Source organism: Streptomyces sp. NPDC058198 (genome assembly GCF_042882605.1).
Lineage (GTDB): Bacteria > Actinomycetota > Actinomycetes > Streptomycetales > Streptomycetaceae > Streptomyces.
The window spans coordinates 1-19,853 of record NZ_JBHVVP010000011.1 but is presented as its reverse complement, the minus strand read 5'-3'; the positions used below and the strand labels follow the sequence as shown (position 1 = coordinate 19,853).

At 74.2% G+C, this 19,853-nt stretch carries 9 protein-coding genes and 1 pseudogene; 6 read left to right on the top strand and 4 right to left on the bottom strand.

Features of this window, described 5'->3' with window-relative positions; genetic code table 11:
• Positions 1–16: 16 nt before the first annotated feature.
• The 4 genes and pseudogenes from ACFVWW_RS27575 to ACFVWW_RS27560 form a co-directional block, all read right to left on the bottom strand.
• Positions 17–1,207, bottom strand: a pseudogene (locus ACFVWW_RS27575) (RNA polymerase sigma factor).
• A 211-nt stretch (positions 1,208–1,418) separates the two neighbouring features.
• Positions 1,419–3,320, bottom strand: coding sequence for a DNA primase (gene dnaG / locus ACFVWW_RS27570; RefSeq protein WP_386877492.1), 1,902 nt, complete (start codon positions 3,318–3,320; stop codon positions 1,419–1,421).
• A 78-nt stretch (positions 3,321–3,398) separates the two neighbouring features.
• Complete coding sequence (locus ACFVWW_RS27565; RefSeq protein WP_386877493.1) at positions 3,399–4,676, bottom strand: NAD(P)/FAD-dependent oxidoreductase; 1,278 nt, start codon at positions 4,674–4,676, stop codon at positions 3,399–3,401.
• Between the two features lie 232 nt (positions 4,677–4,908).
• The gene (locus tag ACFVWW_RS27560) at positions 4,909–6,318 is read right to left on the bottom strand and encodes a deoxyguanosinetriphosphate triphosphohydrolase (RefSeq protein WP_386877494.1); all 1,410 of its coding nucleotides are present in this window, start codon (positions 6,316–6,318) and stop codon (positions 4,909–4,911) included.
• 178 nt (positions 6,319–6,496) lie between these two features.
• Between ACFVWW_RS27560 and ACFVWW_RS27555 the strand changes: the two genes are divergently transcribed.
• From ACFVWW_RS27555 to ACFVWW_RS27530, 6 genes are all read left to right on the top strand, one after another.
• Complete coding sequence (locus ACFVWW_RS27555; RefSeq protein ID WP_384189277.1) at positions 6,497–7,420, top strand: DUF4132 domain-containing protein; 924 nt, start codon at positions 6,497–6,499, stop codon at positions 7,418–7,420.
• A complete protein-coding gene (locus ACFVWW_RS27550) occupies positions 7,417–12,474 on the top strand; it encodes a hypothetical protein (RefSeq protein ID WP_386877495.1) in 5,058 nt (1,685 codons plus the stop codon). Before ACFVWW_RS27555 ends, ACFVWW_RS27550 begins: the two co-directional genes overlap by 4 nt.
• Before the next feature lie 47 nt (positions 12,475–12,521).
• Positions 12,522–13,664, top strand: a complete 1,143-nt coding sequence (locus ACFVWW_RS27545) for an AAA family ATPase (protein ID WP_386877721.1) — start codon at positions 12,522–12,524, stop codon at positions 13,662–13,664.
• Positions 13,651–17,319 (top strand): DUF5682 family protein, encoded by a 3,669-nt coding sequence (locus tag ACFVWW_RS27540; RefSeq protein WP_386877496.1) that lies wholly within the window; start codon positions 13,651–13,653, stop codon positions 17,317–17,319. The genes ACFVWW_RS27545 and ACFVWW_RS27540 overlap by 14 nt, the downstream gene beginning before the upstream one ends.
• Positions 17,316–19,076, top strand: coding sequence for a hypothetical protein (locus ACFVWW_RS27535; protein WP_386877497.1), 1,761 nt, complete (start codon positions 17,316–17,318; stop codon positions 19,074–19,076). The genes ACFVWW_RS27540 and ACFVWW_RS27535 overlap by 4 nt, the downstream gene beginning before the upstream one ends.
• 63 nt (positions 19,077–19,139) lie before the next feature.
• On the top strand, positions 19,140–19,853 hold a 714-nt coding region (locus ACFVWW_RS27530), incomplete at its 3' end, for a vancomycin high temperature exclusion protein (RefSeq protein WP_389680172.1).

Below are 19,853 nucleotides of genomic sequence, written 5' to 3'. Positions count from 1 at the left end.
GGGGCGCGGCGCCGGGTCAGTCGAGGTAGCCGCGCAGCTGCTCCGCGGAGGCGTGGACGCGCAGCTTGTTCAGCGTCTTGGACTCGATCTGGCGTATGCGCTCGCGGGTCACGCCGAAGATCCGGCCGATCTCCTCCAGCGTCCTGGGCCGGCCGTCGGCCAGCCCGTAGCGCAGCTGGACGACCTTGCGTTCGCGCTCGCCGAGGGTGGAGAGCACCGCCTCCAGATGTTCGCGCAGCAGCAGGAAGGCCGCGGACTCGACGGGGGACGCGGCGTCGCGGTCCTCGATCAGATCGCCGAGCGCGACATCGTCCTCCTCCCCCACCGGGGCATGCAGGGAGACCGGCTCCTGGGCGAGCCGCAGCACCTCGCTGACCCGCTCCGGGGGCAGTTCCAGCTGGGCGCCGACCTCCTCGGGGGTGGGCTCGTACCCGCGTTCCTGGAGCATTCTGCGCTGGACCCGTACGACGCGGTTGATCAGCTCGACCACATGGACCGGGACGCGGATGGTACGGGCCTGGTCGGCCAGCGCGCGGGACATGGCCTGGCGGATCCACCAGGTCGCGTACGTCGAGAACTTGTAGCCGCGGGCGTAGTCGAACTTCTCAACGGCCCTGATCAGGCCGAGGTTTCCCTCCTGGACGAGATCGAGCATGGTCAGTCCGCGGCCGACGTAGCGCTTGGCCACGGAGACGACGAGCCGCAGATTGGCCTCGATCAGCCGGCGCTTGGCCATCCGGCCCAGGACCACGAGCCTGTCGAGATCCAGGGCGAGCCGGGAGTCCAGATCAGGGGCGCTGCTCAGCTTCTCCTCGGCGAAGAGGCCAGCTTCGACGCGGCGGGCCAGGTCCACTTCCTCGACGGCGGTGAGCAGCGGGACGCGGCCGATCTCCCGCAGGTACTGGCGGAAGAGATCGGAGGAGGGCCCGTCGCTGTCGGCACGGCTGCCGCGCCGGCCCGGGGGCACGGGAACGATGGGGATCTCCACGGGGTTCTCGGTGAGGGTCTCCATGACCGGCTCGGTCACCGTCTCGGCCGACGCCTGGGGCAGCGTCCGGGTCAAGGACTGGGGCAAGGGCTGGGTCAACGTCTGGGTCCGGGTCTGCACGGGGGGCGACCTCCAGGGTGATCGCTGCCGGTTCGGGGGCGTGCGGCAGCGGGACGGAGGCAGCCGGGCCGCTTTCCGTCCCGTACACGATGAGCGGATCCGCGGGGGTGAGGCGCCCACTCGCCGGTGGGCAGGCCGCGCTCCGAGGACTCAGGCACCGCACCCCAGTGTGGGGTACGACACATCGCCGCCACGAGGGGCGTGCGGTGACTTTCTGAGTCCGGTACGTAACCCCGCTGTTACGGAAGGGAGAGGCGCGGGCCGCTCTACGGCGGGGCGCGGACCGCTCCACGGAGAGGCGCGGGCCGCTCTACAGGGCGTCGGCGCCGCGGTTGCGCAGGGACCGGCCGTACTGCTGGAGCACCCACAGCTCGTTCTGTACGGCCGCGTAATGGTCCGGTTCCGCCTGGGTGCCGAGCCGGGTCAGGGTGCCGGTGACATCGCGGACCCGGCGGTCGACGGCGCGCAGCCTGACCTGGACGAGCTGCTCCCCGGCGTAGGTCTCGTCGATGGTCTTGCCGTGGAACACCTCCACCGCCAGCTCGGTGACCAGCGCGCGCACCACGTCGTTCGGCGCGGCCTCGCGGACCCGGGCCAGATACTCGGGGGCCGAGCGCAGGCCCGACTCGGCGCCGCCCGCGTCCTCTATGGCGCGGCGCACGGCGGCGTACGGCGGGGCGGTGAACTCGTCCGTCCCGTAGGCGTCGAAGGCCGGGGAGACCAGCTCGGGCCGCTGGAGGGCGAGTTTGAGCAGCTCACGCTCGGTGCGGTGGGCGGGGCTGCGGAGGTTGAGCGCGGGTCCTGAGGGGCCCTGCGTCTGGGTCTCGTACGACTGCTGCGAGCGGCGCTCCGGCACCTCCGCCGGGCCGCGGCCGCCGCGGTCGCGGGCCCAGCGCGCCACCTGCGCGACGCGCTTGACCACGAACTGGGTGTCGAGGATGCCGAGGATGCCGGCGAGCTGGACCGCGACCTCGTGCTGCGAGGAGCCGTTCTTGATCCGGGCGACGATCGGGGCGGCCTCGTCGAGCGCCGCGGCGCGGCCCGCCGGGGTCTCCAGGGCGTACCGCGAGACGATCTGGCGGATCGCGAACTCGAAGAGCGGCGTGCGGGGTTCGACCAGGTCCTGGACGGCTTCGTCGCCCTTGGCGAGGCGCAGCTCGCACGGGTCCATATTGTCGGGGGCGATGGCGATATAGGTCTCGGCGGCGAACTTCTGGTCGTCCTCGAAGGCGCGCAGCGCGGCCTTCTGACCGGCCGCGTCCCCGTCGAAGGTGAAGATCACCCGCGCGCTGCCGTTGTCCATCAGCAGCCGCCGGAGGATCTTGATGTGGTCGCCGCCGAAGGCGGTGCCGCAGGTGGCGATGGCGGTGGTGACCCCGGCCAGATGGCAGGCCATCACATCGGTGTAGCCCTCGACGACGACGGCCCGGCTGGCCTTGGCGATGTCCTTCTTGGCCAGGTCGACGCCGTACAGCACCTGGGACTTCTTGTAGATCGCGGTCTCGGGGGTGTTGAGGTACTTCGGCCCGTTGTCGTCGTCCCGGAGCTTGCGCGCGCCGAAGCCGACGACCTCGCCGGAGATGTCGCGGATGGGCCACATCAGCCGGCCGCGGAAGCGGTCGATCGGGCCGCGGCGGCCGTCCTGGGAGAGCCCGGAGAGCAGCAGCTCCTTGTCGCTGAAGCCTTGGCCGCGCAGATAGCGGGTGAGGTGGTCCCAGCCGACCGGGCTGTAGCCGACGCCGAAGTGCTCGGCTGCTGCCTGGTCGAAGCCGCGCTCGGCGAGGAACGTACGGCCCGTCTCGGCCTCGGCGCCTGACAGCTGCTCGGCGTAGAACTGCGCGGCGATCTTGTGCGCCTCGACCAGCCGGGTGCGCTCGCCGCGCTGGCTCGACGGGTTGTACCCGCCCTCTTCGTACCGCAGGGTGATGCCCGCCTGGGCGGCGAGCCGCTCGACCGTCTCGGAGAAGGAGAGATGGTCGATCTTCATCACGAAGGCGATGGTGTCCCCGCCCTCCTGGCAGCCGAAGCAGTGGAAGAGACCCTTGCTCGGACTGACCTGGAAGGAGGGGGACTTCTCGTCGTGGAAGGGACAGAGCCCCTTCAGATTGCCGCCGCCCGCGTTGCGCAGCTGGAGGTACTCGGACACGACGGCGTCGATCGGGACCGCGTCCCGTACCGCCTTCACGTCGTCATCGTTGATCCTGCCTGCCACGCGTGAATCCTACGGGGACGCGCGGACAGTCCTGTCCGGCCCCGGGGATCCGGTGCGGTGCCGGGAGTCCTGTACGCGTCAGGTGCGGAGGGCGCCCAGCGGGACACCCGGGTCGGCGAGGGCCTCCAGATCCTGCGGCTCGGCGGAGCGGATCAGGCGCTGGATGTCTTCGGTGACGTCCCACACATTGACGTTCATCCCGGCGAGCACCTTGCGGTCCTTCAGCCAGAAGGCGACGAACTCCCGCTTTCCGGCGTCGCCCCGTACGACCACCTGGTCGTACGAGCCGGGCGGCGCCCAGCCCGAGTACTCAAGACCCAGGTCGTACTGGTCGGAGAAGAAATACGGGACGCGGTCGTAGGTGACGTCCTGGCCGAGCATGGCGCGGGCGGCGGCCGGGCCGCCGTTGAGCGCGTTGGCCCAGTGCTCGACGCGTACCCGGCCGGCGGGCAGCGTGCCGCTCCAGTCAGGCAGCGGGAAGGCGGCCACATCGCCCGTCGCGAAGATGTCGGGGTCGGAGGTGCGCAGACCGGCGTCGACGGCGACGCCGCCGCCCTGGTCCCGGTCGGCGAGCTCCAGACCGGCGGCCTCGGCGAGGGCCGTGCGCGGGGCGGCACCGATCGCGGCGAGCACATCGTGGGCCGGGTGCTCCTCGCCGTCGTCCGTACGGGCCGCCAGGACCATGCCGTCCTGTCCGGTGATCCCGGTGAGCCGCGCGCCGAAGTGGAAGCGGACGCCGTGCTCGCGGTGCAGGTCGGTGAAGAGCTGGCCCAGCTCGGGGCCGAGCACGTGGTGGAGCGGGGTCGGGGCGGACTCGATGACGGTGACCTCCGCGCCGTACCCACGCGCGGCGGCCGCGACCTCCAGGCCGATCCATCCCGCACCGGCGATGACCAGATGGCCGTTGTCGCGGCCGAGGGCGGTCAGTACCTGGCGCAGCCGGTCCGCGTGGGCGAGCCGGCGCAGATGGTGGACGCCCACCAGATCCGTACCGGGGATGTCGAGGCGGCGCGGTTCGGCGCCGGTGGCCAGCAGGAGTTTGTCGTACCGCACGGAGGTGCCGTCGCCGAGATGCACGCACCGGGCGTCCCGGTCGATGGAGGTGACGGTCTGGCCGAGATGCAGCTCGATCTCGGCCTGGGCGTACCAGCCGGACGCGTGCACGAAGACGCTGTCCCGTTCCGCCTTGCCGAGCAGATAGCCCTTGGACAGGGGCGGCCGTTCATAGGGGTGGTCGCGCTCGTCGCCGATGAGGATCACTCGGCCGGTGAAGCCCTCCGCGCGCAGGGTTTCCGCGGCCTTCGCCCCGGCCAGCCCGCCCCCGACGATGACAAATGTCCGATGTGCGTCGACCACTTGATGCCTCCTCTTCGCGCTGCCGCCATCTGCGAGCGTCCCGTACGGAGCGTGATGGCGAAAGAGGGAGCGCTCCACGGACGTGTCTCACCGCAGTGATCTGGCTACTCTCGTACCCAGCGTGCATCAGGAGCCGTGAGGCTTGAGGGGCGCGTGCTACGCATCCATTTCACCACCGCCGATCTGAACGTGCCGCGCGTGGCGGCGCGGCACGGCCGGTGGCGTCCGTGTGTCAGGGGCGGCTGGTGAGTCCTGCGTGCAGGGAGCGGGCCGCCGCGTCGGTGAGCGAGGCGATCTGGTCGACGATGACGCGCTTGCGCGCCCGGTCGTCGGGGGCCGTGGCGAACAGCGCGCGGAACTGCGGATCCAGCCCCTCCGGGGCGCGGGCCGTGAGCGCCTCGGCCAGCTCGGCCAGGACGATCCGCTGGTCGGCGCGGAGCGCCTCCTGTTCGGCGCGCTGCATGACATAGCGGTCGGCGACGGCCTTGAGCACCGCGCATTCGTGGCGGGCCGCGCGCGGGACGACCAGCTCGGCGGCGTACCGGGTGAGCGGGCCCGTGCCGTACGCCCGGCGGGTGGCGCCCTCGGCGGCCAGGCAGAAGCGTCCGATGAGCTCGCTGGTCGCGTCCTTGAGCCGGCCCTGCGCCACGGCGGAGCCGTCGTAGCCGTGCGGCCACCACTCCTGCCGCATGAGCCGGTCGAGTGCGGCCGACAGCTCCTGCGGGTCGGTGTCCGCCGGTACGTACCTGCCGATCGCCACCGCCCAGATCCCGCGCCGCTCGGTCTCGGAGGAGAGCGCGGCGGGGTCGACATGGCCGGCGTGCAGACCGTCCTCGAAGTCGTGGACGGAGTACGCCACGTCGTCGGACCAGTCCATGACCTGCGCCTCGAAGCAGGTACGGTCCGCCGGTGCGCCCCGGCGGACCCAGGAGAAGACCGGCAGGTCGTCCTCGTACACCCCGAACTTCGGCGAGCCGGGCTCGGTGGGGTGGGCGCCGCGCGGCCATGGGTATTTGGTGGCGGCGTCCAGGGCGGCGCGGGTGAGGTTGAGGCCGACGCTGACCAGATCGTCTCCGCCCTGGGACTCCTGGGCGGCTCGGGACTCCTGGGCGGCTCGGGACTCCTGGGCGGCTCGGGATGCTGGAGACGCCTGGGCTTCCTGGGCTTCCTGGGACCGTACGAAGCGCTTCGGCTCGATCCTGGTCAGCAGCCGCAGCGACTGGGCGTTGCCCTCGAAGCCGCCGCAGTCCCGGGCGAAGTCGTTGAGCGCCTGCTCGCCGTTGTGGCCGAAGGGCGGGTGGCCCATGTCGTGGGAGAGACACGCGGCCTCGACGAGATCCGGGTCGCAGCCGAGCGCCGCGCCCAGTTCGCGCCCCACCTGCGCGCACTCCAGGGAGTGGGTCAGCCGGGTGCGAGCGCTGGCGTCCCACTCCTGGCTGCGGGATCCCGGGGTCACCACCTGGGTCTTGCCGGCGAGCCGGCGCAGCGCGCTGGAGTGCAGCACGCGCGCGCGGTCACGCTGGAAAGCGGTGCGTCCCGGGCGCTTGTCGGGCTCGGTGGCCCAGCGCTCGGTGGCCGCGTCGTCGTACGCGCCCGCCGGTTCTGAGGGGTGCGGTGTGGTGATGCCGGTGGTGCCTGCCATGCACCGAAGGTAACCGGAGCGGCTGTCCCGGGCCGAGGCGAGGTGGCGGCGGACCGTGGCGCGGGGCGTCGTGGGCACGGTCGGCGGGCACCCTCGGCGGGCACCGTCGGCTCGTTGTCAGACCCCTCACCTACTGTGAAGATCGTTCGGAACCAGAAGGTCGGGGAGGGGTCCTGCCATGGGCTGGATCGAGACGTCGGGCGGCTATGCCGTCACGCTGGACGGCACACGGGTGCTGTGCCGCAATGCCGCGGGCCGGGCACTGAAACAGGTGCCGGCGAAGCTCAAGGATGACGCCGAGGTGGTACGGCTGCGGCAGCTGGCCGAGTGGCTGGAGCGGCACGAGCGGGAGTGCCGGGAGCAGGTGGACGCCTGGCTGGTGCGTTCGCTGCCGGTTCCGGTGGCCCTGCTGGCGCGGGTGTGGCCGGATGCGGCCTGGCAGTCGGCGCTGCGCGATCTCGTGGTGGCGCCGGTGGCCGCGGACGGCTCGGCCGACACGGCGCGTGCGGGATTTCTGCGGGACGCGGATCCGGTGCGGGGGCTGGGGATCGTCGATCTGGACGGGGACTCGGTGCGACTGGACCCGGCGCGGGTGGCGACGGTGCTGATTCCGCATCCGGTGCTGCTCGAAGAGCTGGCGGAGCTGCGGGAGTTCGCCGCGGAGCTGGGGGTCGAGCAGGGCGCGGAGCAGCTGTTCCGCGAGGTGTGGCGGCGGCCGGAGCCGTCCGACGACCCCGCCGACGCCGGTAGTACGGCCGGCACGGCTGGTACGGCGCAGGACTGGCGTGCGTACGCCAACGGGAAGTTCGAGCAGCTGCGGCACGCCACCGCGCGTGCGGTCTCGCTCGGCTACCGGGTGCGCGGCGGCCAGGTGGTCTGCCCCCTGGTGGAGGACGGGCGGCCGCTGGAGGCGGCGTACTGGCTGGGGGACGACTATCCCGACACGGAGACGCTGACCGGCTCGCTGGAGTGGCGTGACGCGGCCGGGCGGCGGCTGCCGCTCGCGGAGGTGGGGCCGGTCGCCTGGTCGGAGGGTGAGCGGATGGCCGCGCTGGTGTACGCGGGCCGTGTGGTCGTGAGTGACGAGGAGGGGGCGCTGTGAGCGACGTGCGAGGGCCGGGCGGGACGCCGGCCGACCAGAAGACGGCGGCGGACAAGAAGACGCCGGCCAACAAGAAGACAGCGGCCGGGACATCGCCGGAGAAGGACCTGCTGGACGCCGGCGCGGTGCTGCCGCTCGGCGGCGCCGAGGGCGATGTGCTGACCGCGCGGGCGTACGGCCATCCCGCACTGGACGGGCGCGCGGTGGTACGGCTGGTGCCCGGGGCGATCGGGGCCGCCGAGGATCTCGCCCTGGAGTACCTGGGATTCGGCGCGGCCGAGGTCGGCGAGGTCGGCCGGGTCAAGCAGCAGTCGCTGGGCTTCCCCGCCTGGGCGCTCGTGCACGACCCGGGCAACGGCCATCACGCGCTCGCCGTGGTCAAGGAGATGGAGCGACTCACCCGGCTCGTCGCCACGAAGCCAGGGCTGGCGAAGGAGGGGTTCGACGAGATCGGCGAGCGGCTCGACCGGTCCGTACCGCACTTCCTGCCCACCTTCTACGAGCAGGTGGCACGGCACTTCCTGGCCGCCGAGTCGCGCCAGTACGCCTCGACGTTCTTCGGCAAGGCGCGGGCGGCGGAGCAGCGCCATGCCCTGGAGGTGGACGAGGAGCGGCTGCGCGAGGTCTTCCTGGAGTTCGCCGGGGCCGGTGCGCTGAGCGGCAAGGCCCTGCGCGAGCACGCCAAGGCACTGACGGTCCGGCTGTCGGCGACCGAGGCGTACGGCCAGTTCAAGGCGGTCTCGCTGGAGCGGTGCGCGGCCGGACTCGCCCCGTACGCGGGCATGCTGGAGGATCTGCGGCGCCTCGCGAAGGGCGCGGCCCTGGACGCGGACGCCGAGGAGCGGTCGCTGCTCGCGGAGATCATCCACACCGGCCCGATGAACCGCGCGGCGGCGAGCTTCTGGAAGTCCGCGCTGCCGGCCCTGGCCGCCGTGGCGGCCGAGGACCGCGCGGTGCGTGAGCGGCTGCTGACGCTGCTGCCCGCCACGGGTGGTGACAGCCCCGAGGAGTTCGACGCCTCCTGGCTCGCCCTGCTGGACCGGTGCGGGGCGGTCGCCCTGCTGGTGGACGGGACAGTTCCGGCCGCGGAGTGGCTGTCGTCCTGGGCCAGGCACCGGCAGCGCGGCTGGCGGCCGACCAAGCGGCTGGCCGCCGAACTGGCCCTGACCGAGCGGCTGGTGGACCGGCTGGTGGCCGACGGCACGCCCGTACGGCTGCTCGGCGGCTACGGCAGGCGCGTCACGGTGGACCTGGATCTGCTGGACGCCTGTCTGGCCTGGGGGGTGCCGGTCGCCGGTCCCTCGGAGGACGGCTGGAGGCTGGATCTGGCCGACTGGCTGTTCGACGAGCGCGCGGGCCGCAGGGATCTGGCCGCGCTGACGGCCGACCCCCGGTTCACCCGGCTGCTGCGCGCGGGCGTGGAGCAGCTGGGCGAGAACGACGACGCCCCGGCACGGCTCGAAAAGGTCGTCGGCCATCCCGCGCTGCGTACCGTACTCGTGGGCTGGCTCGGTGAGCGGGCGGACGATCTGTCGCGGCCCTTCGGACTGCCCGAGCTGGACGCCCAGTTGCGGCGGCTGACCCGGTTCGCTTCGCGGTCCGTGCTGGCCACGGCGCCGGACGCGGTGCGGCGGATCACCGCGGTCTCGCCCGCTTCGGCCCTGGCGAGGACGTTGCGGGCGGGCATCCTCGACGAGCTGGTCTGGCCCGCCCTGGAAGAGGCGCTGCCAGGGCTCGGCACGGTCGACGCGAAGGTCTCGGGGACGCGCTACGGCTACAACGCCGACAAGTGGTACCAACTCACCGACGCCTGGCCCGCGCTGCTGGTCCGGGTCGGCACCCAGGTCGCGGCGGTGGGGCCGACGAGCGTGCTCGACCAGCGTGTCCTCAGCCTGCCGACGACCGCGCCGGCCCACCGGGACGCAGTGACGGTCCGCCATGTGGAAGGCCAGTGGCTGATCGCCAACGGTTACGGCGACGACCGGCGGGCCGTCTGGTCGGGCCGCCCCGCCGAGGTGTTCAAGCCCGCGGGCGAGCTGAACGACCACTGGACCGAGGCCCGGACGCCCTCGTTCGCCCTGCCCGACGGCGGTCGCTGCTACGGCGGCCGGCCGGTGCACGCGGGCGACACCTCCTTCGCGGCGGAGCGCCGCCCGGTCGTCTCGGACGGCATCTCCGTATGGGTCCTGCACGAGAACCAGTGGTGGGAGTACGACCCCGAGTCCGCCCGCAGGGGCCGGGTGTCGGTGCCCGCCTTCTTCGACTCCGCGCTGGCCGAGGGCGGCGGACAGCTGCTGGAGCGGGCCTGCCGGCTGCTTCCCGTACAACCCGGCCTGGAATCCTCGCCGTTCGGCACGAAGGACGGCCTGCTGGGCTGGTGGGTCACGTACGACCCGGCGGAGCGGACGCTGACGGCCTGCTCGGTGGACGGCAGCCGCAGCCCCGCTGTCCCCATGCCGCCCCGCTCCCGCGTCCAGCACCTGACCCACGGCATTCCCGTGCCGCCGCTGCGGCTGCCCGGCGGGGCCGTACTGCATCCGCGTGAGTCGAACGGATTCGACGCGCGGATCGATCTCTACGACGCCGACGGCGTCCATCTCGCGCGGATGGCCGAGGGCGAGCGGGGCGGCGTGTACGCCGCGGGCACCGTGATCGTGCCGCCCGTGGCGTACTGGCACGCGCTGCTGCCGCGTGACGAACGCGGCTCCGCGGCGCTGCGCGCGGTGACGGAGGCGGACGCGCGGGCGCTGCTGGCGGCCGTCGCCGGCGACACGAAGCCGGAGGCGGCTGTGCGGCGGCTGCTGCCGGAGGTCACCCACCCGGCTCTGGTGGCGGGCGTGGCCGGACTGCTGGACGAGGCGGTTCGCCACGGCAGGCGCCTCGAAACCCTCGCCGAACGGGCCACGGAGGAACAGGACTCCGGCGATCCGGAGGAGCCGAAGGTCCGGTACGCCTTCGACGGTGTCCTGAGCGAGGCGTTCCAGGGCTTCGCCGAGCCGACGTACCGGTACTTCTACCAGCACCGGCCCCGGAGCAGCGCGTCGGTCCTCGACCAGATCCGGGTGCTGCCGCAGCTGCTGGCGCCCGCCGCGGTCCCGGGGCGGACGGCGCTGCGCGGACCGAGCGAGGGGTGGGTGACGCTGTGCGGCGCCGGGATGGTGGCGCTCGCTCTGCGCGCCGCCTCGCCCGTGACCTCGGAGGAGCATCGCGCGGCCCTGCTGGAGTTCCTCGACACGGCGCTGGCCGTGCGGGGCGCCGCACCGGCCGGCGGGGGCGACGGTGACGCGCCGCTGATCGACCCGCGCGGCCGGCTGCGGGCCGTGGAGCTGCGGATCCCCGGAGCCTCCAACGAGGACAAGTACGCCGGCGAGATGCGGCACGCCGGTGCCCGGCGGCTGTTGTTCCTCGGCCGACTGCGGACGGAGGAGAAGGACGCGTACTGGCACTGCGTCGAGTACGACCCGGCCGGGGCCTTCGGCGGCTGGGACGGCTGCACGCTCATCTCGTCCGAGGTGCTGGGCGCGGCGGACGACCCGGTGCGGGCGCCCGCGGTGCGGCGGCTGCTGGAGCTCGTGCGCGAGCACGGCCCACTGCCCTACCGCCCGGAGCAGGCTGTGGACTTCGCGGAGCGGGTGGGAGTCACGCCGGCGGCGGGCGCGCTGCTCCAGCTCGGTTCCCCCGGGCTGAACAGCTACCGGAGCCAGCAGGCGCTGCCCGCCGAGTATCTGGAGCCGCTGGGTGCGAAGAGCGCCGAGGCGCAGGTGGCGGTCGGAACGATGGCCGCGCTGAGCATCGGGGAACGGCGGACGTTCACCGGCCTCCTGCTCCCCGCCGAGCCGGAGCGGGTGGCGGATCTGTGGACCACCGGTTTCGCCTCGGAGCCGTTGGCGGGCGCGTGGATCGCGGCGCGCGGCAGGCGACGGCCCACACCGCCCGCCCTGATCAGAAGGATGGTGGCCGAAATAGGCGGCGGCACCGCCGTGAGCGACGCCCTCAACCCCGAGTGGCAGGAGCGGCTCGGGGGCCGTACCGAACAGCGGATGGCCGACGGAACGCTGGAACCGGCCGAGCCGCGTCTGCTGCTGACCGGGTCCTCGCTGCAGGCCACGGTCGACGCGCTGCGCTGGCTCGCGTACCGGCTGCCGTACGGGGATCCGCTGCGGGCGGTCCTGCCGGTGACCGCGCGGATGCTGCGGGAGCGGCTCGCCGACCCCGGTCTGCTGCTGGACCTGGGCGTGGACCGGGACTCCGGCTACGACGCCGTGTCCCCGCGGCTGCGCGAGGCCCATGGCCTGGCGCCCCGACGCGGCGGCGACGAGAAGGAGTTGTTCGAGTTGTCGGCGGCGCTGGTGCTGGCCCCGACGCGGTACGGACGGGACTGGGACGAGGTGTGGGTGCGGCCGGCGGCCGTGCTGCCTGCGGCGTGGGCCGAGGACGGGGCCGGGGCGGGGACCGGGGACCGGGGTGAGGGCGGTCCCGATCATCCCGACCTGAAGCTGCTGGCGGCGACGGCGGGCGCGGCGCCCGCGCTGGCGGCGCTGCGGGCGCTGCTGAGCGAGGAGTTCATGGAGCTGGTCTCGGCCGACGGCCCGCCGGGGGCGCAGCAGAACCCGCAGCACAGCGTGCCGGAGCTGGTGGGCCTGGCGGTGGAGCGGTTCGGGCTCTCCGAGGACGCGGCGGCGCTCTATCTGATGCTGCTCGCGCTGCCCGACCCGACGGACCGTCACCAGACCGAGTGGACGGGCTGGAAGCCGGCCCGGCTGAAGAAGGCCCGTACGGAACTGGCCGCCACCGACCTGGTGGTGGAGGCCAGGCGGGCGCGGGCGGGACGGTCGCTCTTCCTGCCCGGCGGCTGGCTGGAGCAGCCGACACCACGGCTGCCGTCGGAGAGCTGGAAGACGGCGCTGCTGCCGTGGGAGCTGCCGGGCTTCGTGGTGCCCGACCGGCCGGTGCCCGAGGTGTACGAGGCCGCGTGGCGGCGGGTCGTCGACGGCGACGCGCCGGGGTTCGAGGAGTTCCAGGGCCGCCGCGGCGGCCGGGGAGGCAGACGATGACGGTGACGGGGACGGACGCGGAGACGGGCATGGACACGGGCAGCGGCATGGAAGCGCGGACGGGGTCCGGGCGGCAGATGGAGCTGCCGGAGGACCGGTATGCGGCGGAGCTGGCGTTCCTGGCGTCGTACGACGAAGGACCGCGGCCGCCGAGCTGGCGGCTGACACCGCGTGCGGTGGTGCTGTTCGTCTGCGGCTCGGACGGTCAGCCGCTGCGCTCGGCGGACGGCGGACAGCTCGTCGTGTCACGGAAGTTCGTCGGCGACCGCGCCCTGGTGGAGCGGTGCGTGGTGACGCTGGCGGGGGAGCGCGGGCTGCTGCTCGTCGGCGAGCCGGGCACGGCCAAGTCGATGCTCTCCGAGCTGCTGTCGGCCGCGGTGTGCGGCAGCAGCACCCTCACCGTGCAGGGCACGGCGGGCACCACGGAGGACCAGCTGCGCTACGGCTGGAACTACGCGATGCTCCTGGCCAAGGGGCCGAGCCGGGAGGCCCTGGTGCCCTCCCCCGTCCTCACGGCCATGACGCGCGGCGCGGTCGCCCGCGTCGAGGAGGTCACCCGCTGTCTGCCCGAGGTGCAGGACTCGCTGGTCTCGCTCCTGTCGGAGCGCCGGATGTCCGTGCCGGAACTGGCGGGCGGGGACAGCGGTGACGGCACGGTGCACGCCGTGCCCGGCTTCACCCTGATCGCCACCGCCAACCTCCGGGACAAGGGCGTCTCCGAGATGTCCGCCGCCCTGAAGCGGCGGTTCAACTTCGAGACGGTCGGCCCGATCGGCGACCTCGACGCGGAGACGGAACTGGTGCGCGCTCAGGCGACGGCGGCGCTGGTGCGCGGCGGGGCGACGTTCTCGGTCGACGACACGGTGCTCGAAGCCCTCGTCACCGCGTTCCGGGATCTGCGGACCGGGCGCAGTGCGGAGGGCTGGGAGATCGAGCGCCCCTCGACGGTCATGTCGACGGCGGAAGCGGTCCATGTGGCCACCTCGATGGGGCTCGGCGCGGCGTATCTCGGCGACGGCCGTGATGTCGTCCGCACGCTGCCGGGCCATCTGCTCGGCACCGTACGCAAGGACGACCCGGCCGACCACGCACGCCTGCTGGGGTACTGGGACGGTCCGGTACGCCGCCGGGCGGAGGCCGGTGCGCCGCTCTGGCGGACGCTGTGGGAGCTGCGCGATGAGCTGGGATGAGCCGGGGGCCGGGCCGGGCGAGGGGTCTCCGCCGGCCGCGCTGGCCGCACTCGCCGGATGCCGGGAGCCGTATCTGATCGGCGTACGGCATCACTCCCCCGCGCTGGCCGCGGCCGTACCGGCGATGCTGGCGGAGGCGGCGCCGGAGGTGCTGTTCGTCGAGCTGCCGGAGGAGTTCGCCGGCTGGCTGCCGTATCTCGCCGACCCGGCGACGGTGCCTCCGGTCGCTCTGGCGGGCAGCCGGGGCGACGCGTCGGGCGGCCTGGTGTTCCTGCCGTTCGCGGAGTTCTCCCCGGAGCTGGCGGCGATCCGCTGGGCGCGGGACACGGGGGTGGAGGTCGTTCCGTTCGACCTGCCGCTGGCGGCGAGGGAGCGGGACGACGGCCCTGAACCGGCTGTTGAGCCGGTTCCGATCCCGGGCGCGGATCCAGATCCAGATCCAGATCCGGCTACGGCTACGGCTACGGCGGGCGGGACGCTCACCGCCGCGCTGCGGGCGCGCGCGGGGGGACGGCCCGGGGACGATCTGTGGGACCGGCTCGTCGAGGCGACGGCCCCCGGCTCCGGCGCCGAGGCGCTGCGGCGGGCGGCGCTGCTGGTCGGCTGGGCCCTGCGGTCGGATTCGGGCGCGATCGACCCGTACGACCTGCGGCGCGAGGCGAACATGCGGCGCCGGCTGGCCGAGCACGAGGGCCGGCGTGCGGCGGCGGTGATCGGCGCGTTCCACGCGCCCGCGCTGCTGCCGGGGGCGGCGGAGCCATGCGTCGCGGGCGGGCCGGCCGGTGCCACGGCCGCCACGCCGGGCGGTACGCCGTCCCGCGCGGGCGCGTCCGTCGTCACCTCGCTCGTGCCGTACTCGTACGCGCTGCTGGACGAGCGGTCCGGCTACCCGGCCGGGATCAGGGATCCGGAGTGGCAGCGCGGGGTGCATCGGGCCGGCGGCGATCCCGCGCTGCTGGACGATCTGCTGACGGCGACCGCCGTCCGGATCTGTGCCGCCGTACGGGACGCCGGACATCCCAGCGGGCCGGCCGACGCCCGTGAGGTGGTCCGGGTCGCCCGGGATCTGGCGACGCTGCGCGGGCTGCCCGCCGCAGGGCGCGGGGAGCTCGCGGAGGCGGCGCAGACCGTCCTCACCCAGGGGCAGTTGTTCGGCCGGGGCCGGGTCGTGGCCGCCGCCATGGAGAAGGTCCTCGTCGGCGTACGGCAGGGGCGGCTCGCCCCCGGGACGCCCCGTTCGGGCCTGGGACCGGCCGTCGAGGCGCTGCTCGGCGAGCTGTCGCTGCCCACGCCGACGGCTCCCGCCCGCCGGGAACTCCGCCTCGACGCGCACCGCGGCGATCTGGACCGGCGCCGTGAGGTGTGTCTGCGTCGGCTCGCGGTCTGCCGTGTTCCGTACGGGGAGGAGGGCGACGTGGCGGGCCTGGGCGACGCCGCCCCGCTGACCACGCGCTGGGCCGTGGCCTGGTCCCCTTCGACCACCGCGATGCTCGATGTGGCGGGCGTGCACGGGGTGACGCTCGATCAGGCGGCGGCCGGGATGCTGCGGCAGCGGCGTGCGGCCGAGCTCCGGGTCGGCGGGCCGACCGCGGCCGAGGTGCTCGCCGGTCTGGAGGAGGCGGCGCGCTGCGGGCTGCCCGCGCTCGCCGTGGAACGGCTGTCGGAGACCGCAGAACTGCTGCCCGCGTCCGGCACCCTGCCGGAACTGCTGGGCGGGATCGCCCTGGTGGACCGGCTCGCATCCGGTCATCTGCCGGGCCTCCCGGCGATGTGGGAACGGGACGCGCTCGGCGCGGCGTACGAGTCACTGGCCGCCGCCGGGGTCCGCGCGCTGGACGGGCTGGCGGGGTCCACCGACCCCGCCGACGCGCGTGCGCTGGTCTCGCTGGCCGACCGGGCGGCCGCGGCGCTCGGCGGCGGCCTGCGGCTCGACGCCGTGCTGGCCCGGCTGGATGCAGAGGCCACCCCGCTGATCCGGGGCGCGGCGGGGGCGGCCCGGGTGCTGCTGGGGCAGCGGGACGCGACGGAGTTCGGCACCCGCCTGGCGTCCCGCGTGGACAGCGCGACAACGCCCGCGCTCCGTGCCGATCTGGCCGGATTCCTGCGCGGGGCACTGCTGGCGGCGGGCCCGCTGCTGGAGACGGGCCACGCGCTGGATCCGCTGTTGGAGCGGATCGAGGCCCTGTCCGACCGCGACTTCCTGGACCGGCTGCCCACGCTGCGAGGGGGTTTCGACACGCTGTCCCCCGCGGCCCGTGCCCGGCTGCTCGCCACGGTCGAGGACCGCACGGGCCTCGCCACGGGCACCCTCCCGGGACCGCTGAACGACCCCACGGCCCTGGCCCTGCTGGCCGCGGCGGATCTGGCGGGCCGGGAGGCACTGGCGGCGAGGGGACTGGACGGGGGGACGGCGTCGCGGGAGCAGCCGCGGGACCAGTTGGAGGCGCCGCCCGGCGGGCTGCCGGGGCAGGGACACGCACCGCTGGCCGGCGGTGGGCTCGCGGTTCGGGCGGCCGTGCCCGTGGCAGGGCGGGATCTCACACCCGGCGAGCGGTGGCGGCTGCTGCTCGGGCGGGGGCGGGGGCTCACCGGAGGCGCCGCCCGGATCGCCGGCGCGCTCGACGAGCTGTACGGATACGGGCGGGGCGAGGGCGCCCGGGGCGAGGAGGGGGCCGGCGGAGGTTCCCGGGGCGGGGACGGCGCGTCGTATCCCGATGTCCGTTCCTGGTCCGAGGAGTTGTCCGCCCTCTTCGGACCCGGCGTACGCGAAGAGGTGCTCGCCGCAGCCGCCGACGCGGGCCGGTTCGACGCCGCCCTGGAGCTCGACCCGGCGTCGGCGCGGCCGTCCGTGGAGCTGCTCCGTACCGTCCTGTCGTACGCCGGCGGCCTCCCCGAGCAGCAACTCGCCCGGCTGCGGCCCCTGGTGGCACGACTGGTGGCCGAGTTGACCGAGGCGCTCGCCAACCGGATGCGCCCCGCGCTGACCGGGCTCTCCCATCCGCGCCCGACCCGCCGCCCCGGCGGCCCGCTGGATCTCGCCCGTACGCTGCGCGCGAATCTGGCGACCGCCCGCCGCGATCCGGACACGGGCGCCGTGACGGTCCTGCCCGAGCGGCCCGTCTTCCGCACGCGCGCTCGCAAGGCCGCCGACTGGCGGCTGGTCCTGGTCGTGGATGTCTCGGGCTCGATGGAGGCCTCGACGGTCTGGGCGGCGCTCACCGCCTCCGTACTGGCCGGTGTCCCGGCGGTGAGCACGCACTTCGTCGCGTTCTCGACCGAGGTGCTCGACCTCACCGATCAGGTCGAGGATCCGCTGAGCCTGCTGCTGGAGGTCCGGGTCGGCGGCGGTACGAACATCGCGCGCGGGCTGCGCCACGCCCGTGAGCTGGTGACGGTGCCGTCCCGCACGCTGGTCGTGCTGATCAGCGACTTCGAGGAGGGCGGCCCGGTCTCCCCGTTGCTCACGGAGGTACGGGCGCTGGTCGACGCGGGGTGTCACGTCCTGGGCTGCGCCTCGCTGGACGACGAGGGACGGCCCCGCTATTCGGTCGGCGTGGCGGGCCAGTTGGTGGGGGCGGGCATGCCGGTCGCGGCGCTGAGCCCTCTGGAGCTGGCCCGTTGGGTCGGCGAACGCGTAGGAGGTGCACACCGATGACGGACTCCGCTCCGGTACTGCCGCCGGTGACCGCCGAGGTGGCGGCCGCCGCGCTCGATCTGCTCCCCGCCCGGCTGCGCAAACGCGTGGACGGGGCGGTGGCGAAGGCCGCCGGCTGGCCGGTGGAGGCCACCGCGGACGGGGTCCTGGTCCGTGTCGCGGAGGACACGGCGGTGACCTTGAAGGTCACGGCCGGGATCGTCGCCACCGCGGACGACGCCGTGTGCGGCTGTCTGCTGGCACCGGCCTGCCTGCACCGCGCGGCCGTTCTGTCGAGCGCACCACTCGCGGTGGAGCAGGAAGACGAACGAGAAGGAGAAGCAGAAGAAGAAGAGCCCGGGGCGCCGTCGGGCGGGGACGAGTCCCCCGCACCCGTCGCCCCCGGACAGCCCACTCCCGCGCAGTCCCTCGCCCTCGGCGCCCTGCGGGACGCCGTGACGGCCGTCCTGGTAGCGGGTGTCTCCGGTTCCGGGGCCGTCCACCGGGCGGAGCTGCTCCATGCCGCGCACTCCGCGCGGCTGGCCGGGCTGCACCGCCCCGCCGCCACCGCCGTGCGGATCGCCCGGCAGCTGGGCGAGGCCCGTTCCGACGACCCGGGGTTCCGGCTGTCCGACCTCTCGGCCGGGCTGGCGGAGCTGCTCGATCTGGTACGGCGCCCGGCCGAGGCCCTCTCCCCCGCCCGCCGCGCCTACCGGCCGGAAGGGCCGCTCCGGCTGTACGGCCTGTTCACCGAACCGGTGGTGACCGCGTCCGGATACGCGGGAGCCACCGCGTACGCCCTCGCCCCCGACCACACGCTCCGCACGCTGTCGGATGTCGCTCCCGGTGGACCGGACCGCGCGCTCCAGGCTTCGGGCACCCCGGTGCCGGGCGGCTGCGCCCTTCCGCTGCGTGAGTTGGGCGACGGCGGCGGGGTCGTCCTCACCGCGCCGACCGTCTCGCCGGACGGCCGGATCGGTGGCGGCGGTCAGGTCCGGTCCGTACGGGCCACGGGCGCGGGGTGGCACGAACCGCCGCTCGCCGCCCTCTGGGAGCGGCCACCCGCCGCCCAACTGGCCTCGGCGCTCAGCTGGTTGGCCGAGCCGGCCGACGCCCGTACGGCGGGTGGCGATCTGCTCTTCCTCGACGGCACGGTCACCGGCGCGGGCTTCGCCGTCACCGCGGGCCCCACACTGCGGCTGTCGGCGCCGGACGAACGGCCCGAACTCCCCTACAGCGAGAACCTCCAGCTGCTCGCCGGCCGCCCCGGGCTCGCGCTGCGGCTGATCGCGCGGGTCGTCCCCGACCGTCCCGACCGTGTCCAGGCGCTCGCCGCGTCCTGGACGGGCCATGACGGCGAGCCGGTCCGCGCGGATCTGGGCCTGCGGCGGCTCAACCGCGCGCACATACCGGCCGTTCCGGCGGGGGCGCCGGCCCTGCCGGTGGCCGCCGCGCCGCCCGCGCTCCCCATCGAGCTGGATCTTCTGCGCCGGACGGTGGATCGCGCCGTCGCGGGAGGCCGCCCGGTGTCCGCGGCGTCGGCGGACGGCGAACTCCCGCGCCGGCTGCGGGCCGTGGGCCTCACCACCGGCGCACAGCGGGTCCAGGCACTGGCGGAGGCCGCCGCGGACCGCCGCCACGATGTCCTGGGCCGACTGCTGCCCGCCGATCCCGAGGGCTTCGCGCTGGCCTGGCTGGCCGCGGCGGTCTACGCGTCGGCGGCGGCCGAATCGCTGCTGCTGGCGGCCTGGTCCTCGCCGGACATATCCGTGAACTGATCGGCCCCGCCGATCGTCGTACAGGGAGATGAACGGGGAACCACGATCCCGCCAGGGGGGACCATGCCGCTACCGAAGTTGAAGCTGTCGCGCCCGCGTCTAAGCCCGGGTCTGCGCCTGCGTCTGCGTCTGCCACGACTGCCGCGCACCCGGCGCGGGCAGCGCCGCGCCGTACAGGCCGTCGTGCTGGGGTGCGTGCTCGCGCTGACGCCCGCGACCTGGATGCACGCGGTCGCCGACAGCCGTATCCGTACGGTCGCCGACGTCCCGGCCGGGGACGTCGCCGTGGTCTTCGGCGCGGGACTGCGGTCAGGACGGCCGACGCCGTATCTCGCGCACCGCCTCGACGCGGCCGCCGAGCTGTATCGCGCGGGCAAGGTGACGGTCGTCCTGGTCACCGGGGACAACAGCCGGGTGGAGTACGACGAGCCGGACGCGATGCGGACGTATCTCGTCGAACGCGGCGTGCCGGACGGACGGATCGTCAGCGACTACGCCGGGTTCGACACGTGGGACTCCTGCGTACGGGCCAGGAAGATATTCGGGGTCGAGCGTGCGGTTCTGGTGACGCAGGGGTTCCATGTCCGGCGCGCGGTGGCGCTCTGCCGGGCGGCGGGGGTCGAGTCGTACGGCGTCGGGGTCGCCGAGCCGCACGACGTGACCTGGTACTACGGCGGGATCCGGGAGATGTTCGCCGCCGGCAAGGGGACGCTCGACGCCGTGCTGCGCCCCGATCCCAGATTTCTGGGTCCGGTGGAGACGGGGGTGACCGAGGCA

Excerpts from the sequence above, each read along its gene's own strand:
- ACFVWW_RS27540 (WP_386877496.1), top strand. The coding sequence starts at position 13,651 with ATGAGCTGGGATGAGCCGGGGGCCGGGCCGGGCGAGGGGTCTCCGCCG.
- ACFVWW_RS27555 (WP_384189277.1), top strand. The coding sequence starts at position 6,497 with ATGGGCTGGATCGAGACGTCGGGCGGCTATGCCGTCACGCTGGACGGC.
- ACFVWW_RS27560 (WP_386877494.1), bottom strand. The coding sequence starts at position 6,318 with ATGGCAGGCACCACCGGCATCACCACACCGCACCCCTCAGAACCGGCG.
- ACFVWW_RS27535 (WP_386877497.1), top strand. The coding sequence starts at position 17,316 with ATGACGGACTCCGCTCCGGTACTGCCGCCGGTGACCGCCGAGGTGGCG.
- ACFVWW_RS27545 (WP_386877721.1), top strand. The coding sequence starts at position 12,522 with ATGGAAGCGCGGACGGGGTCCGGGCGGCAGATGGAGCTGCCGGAGGAC.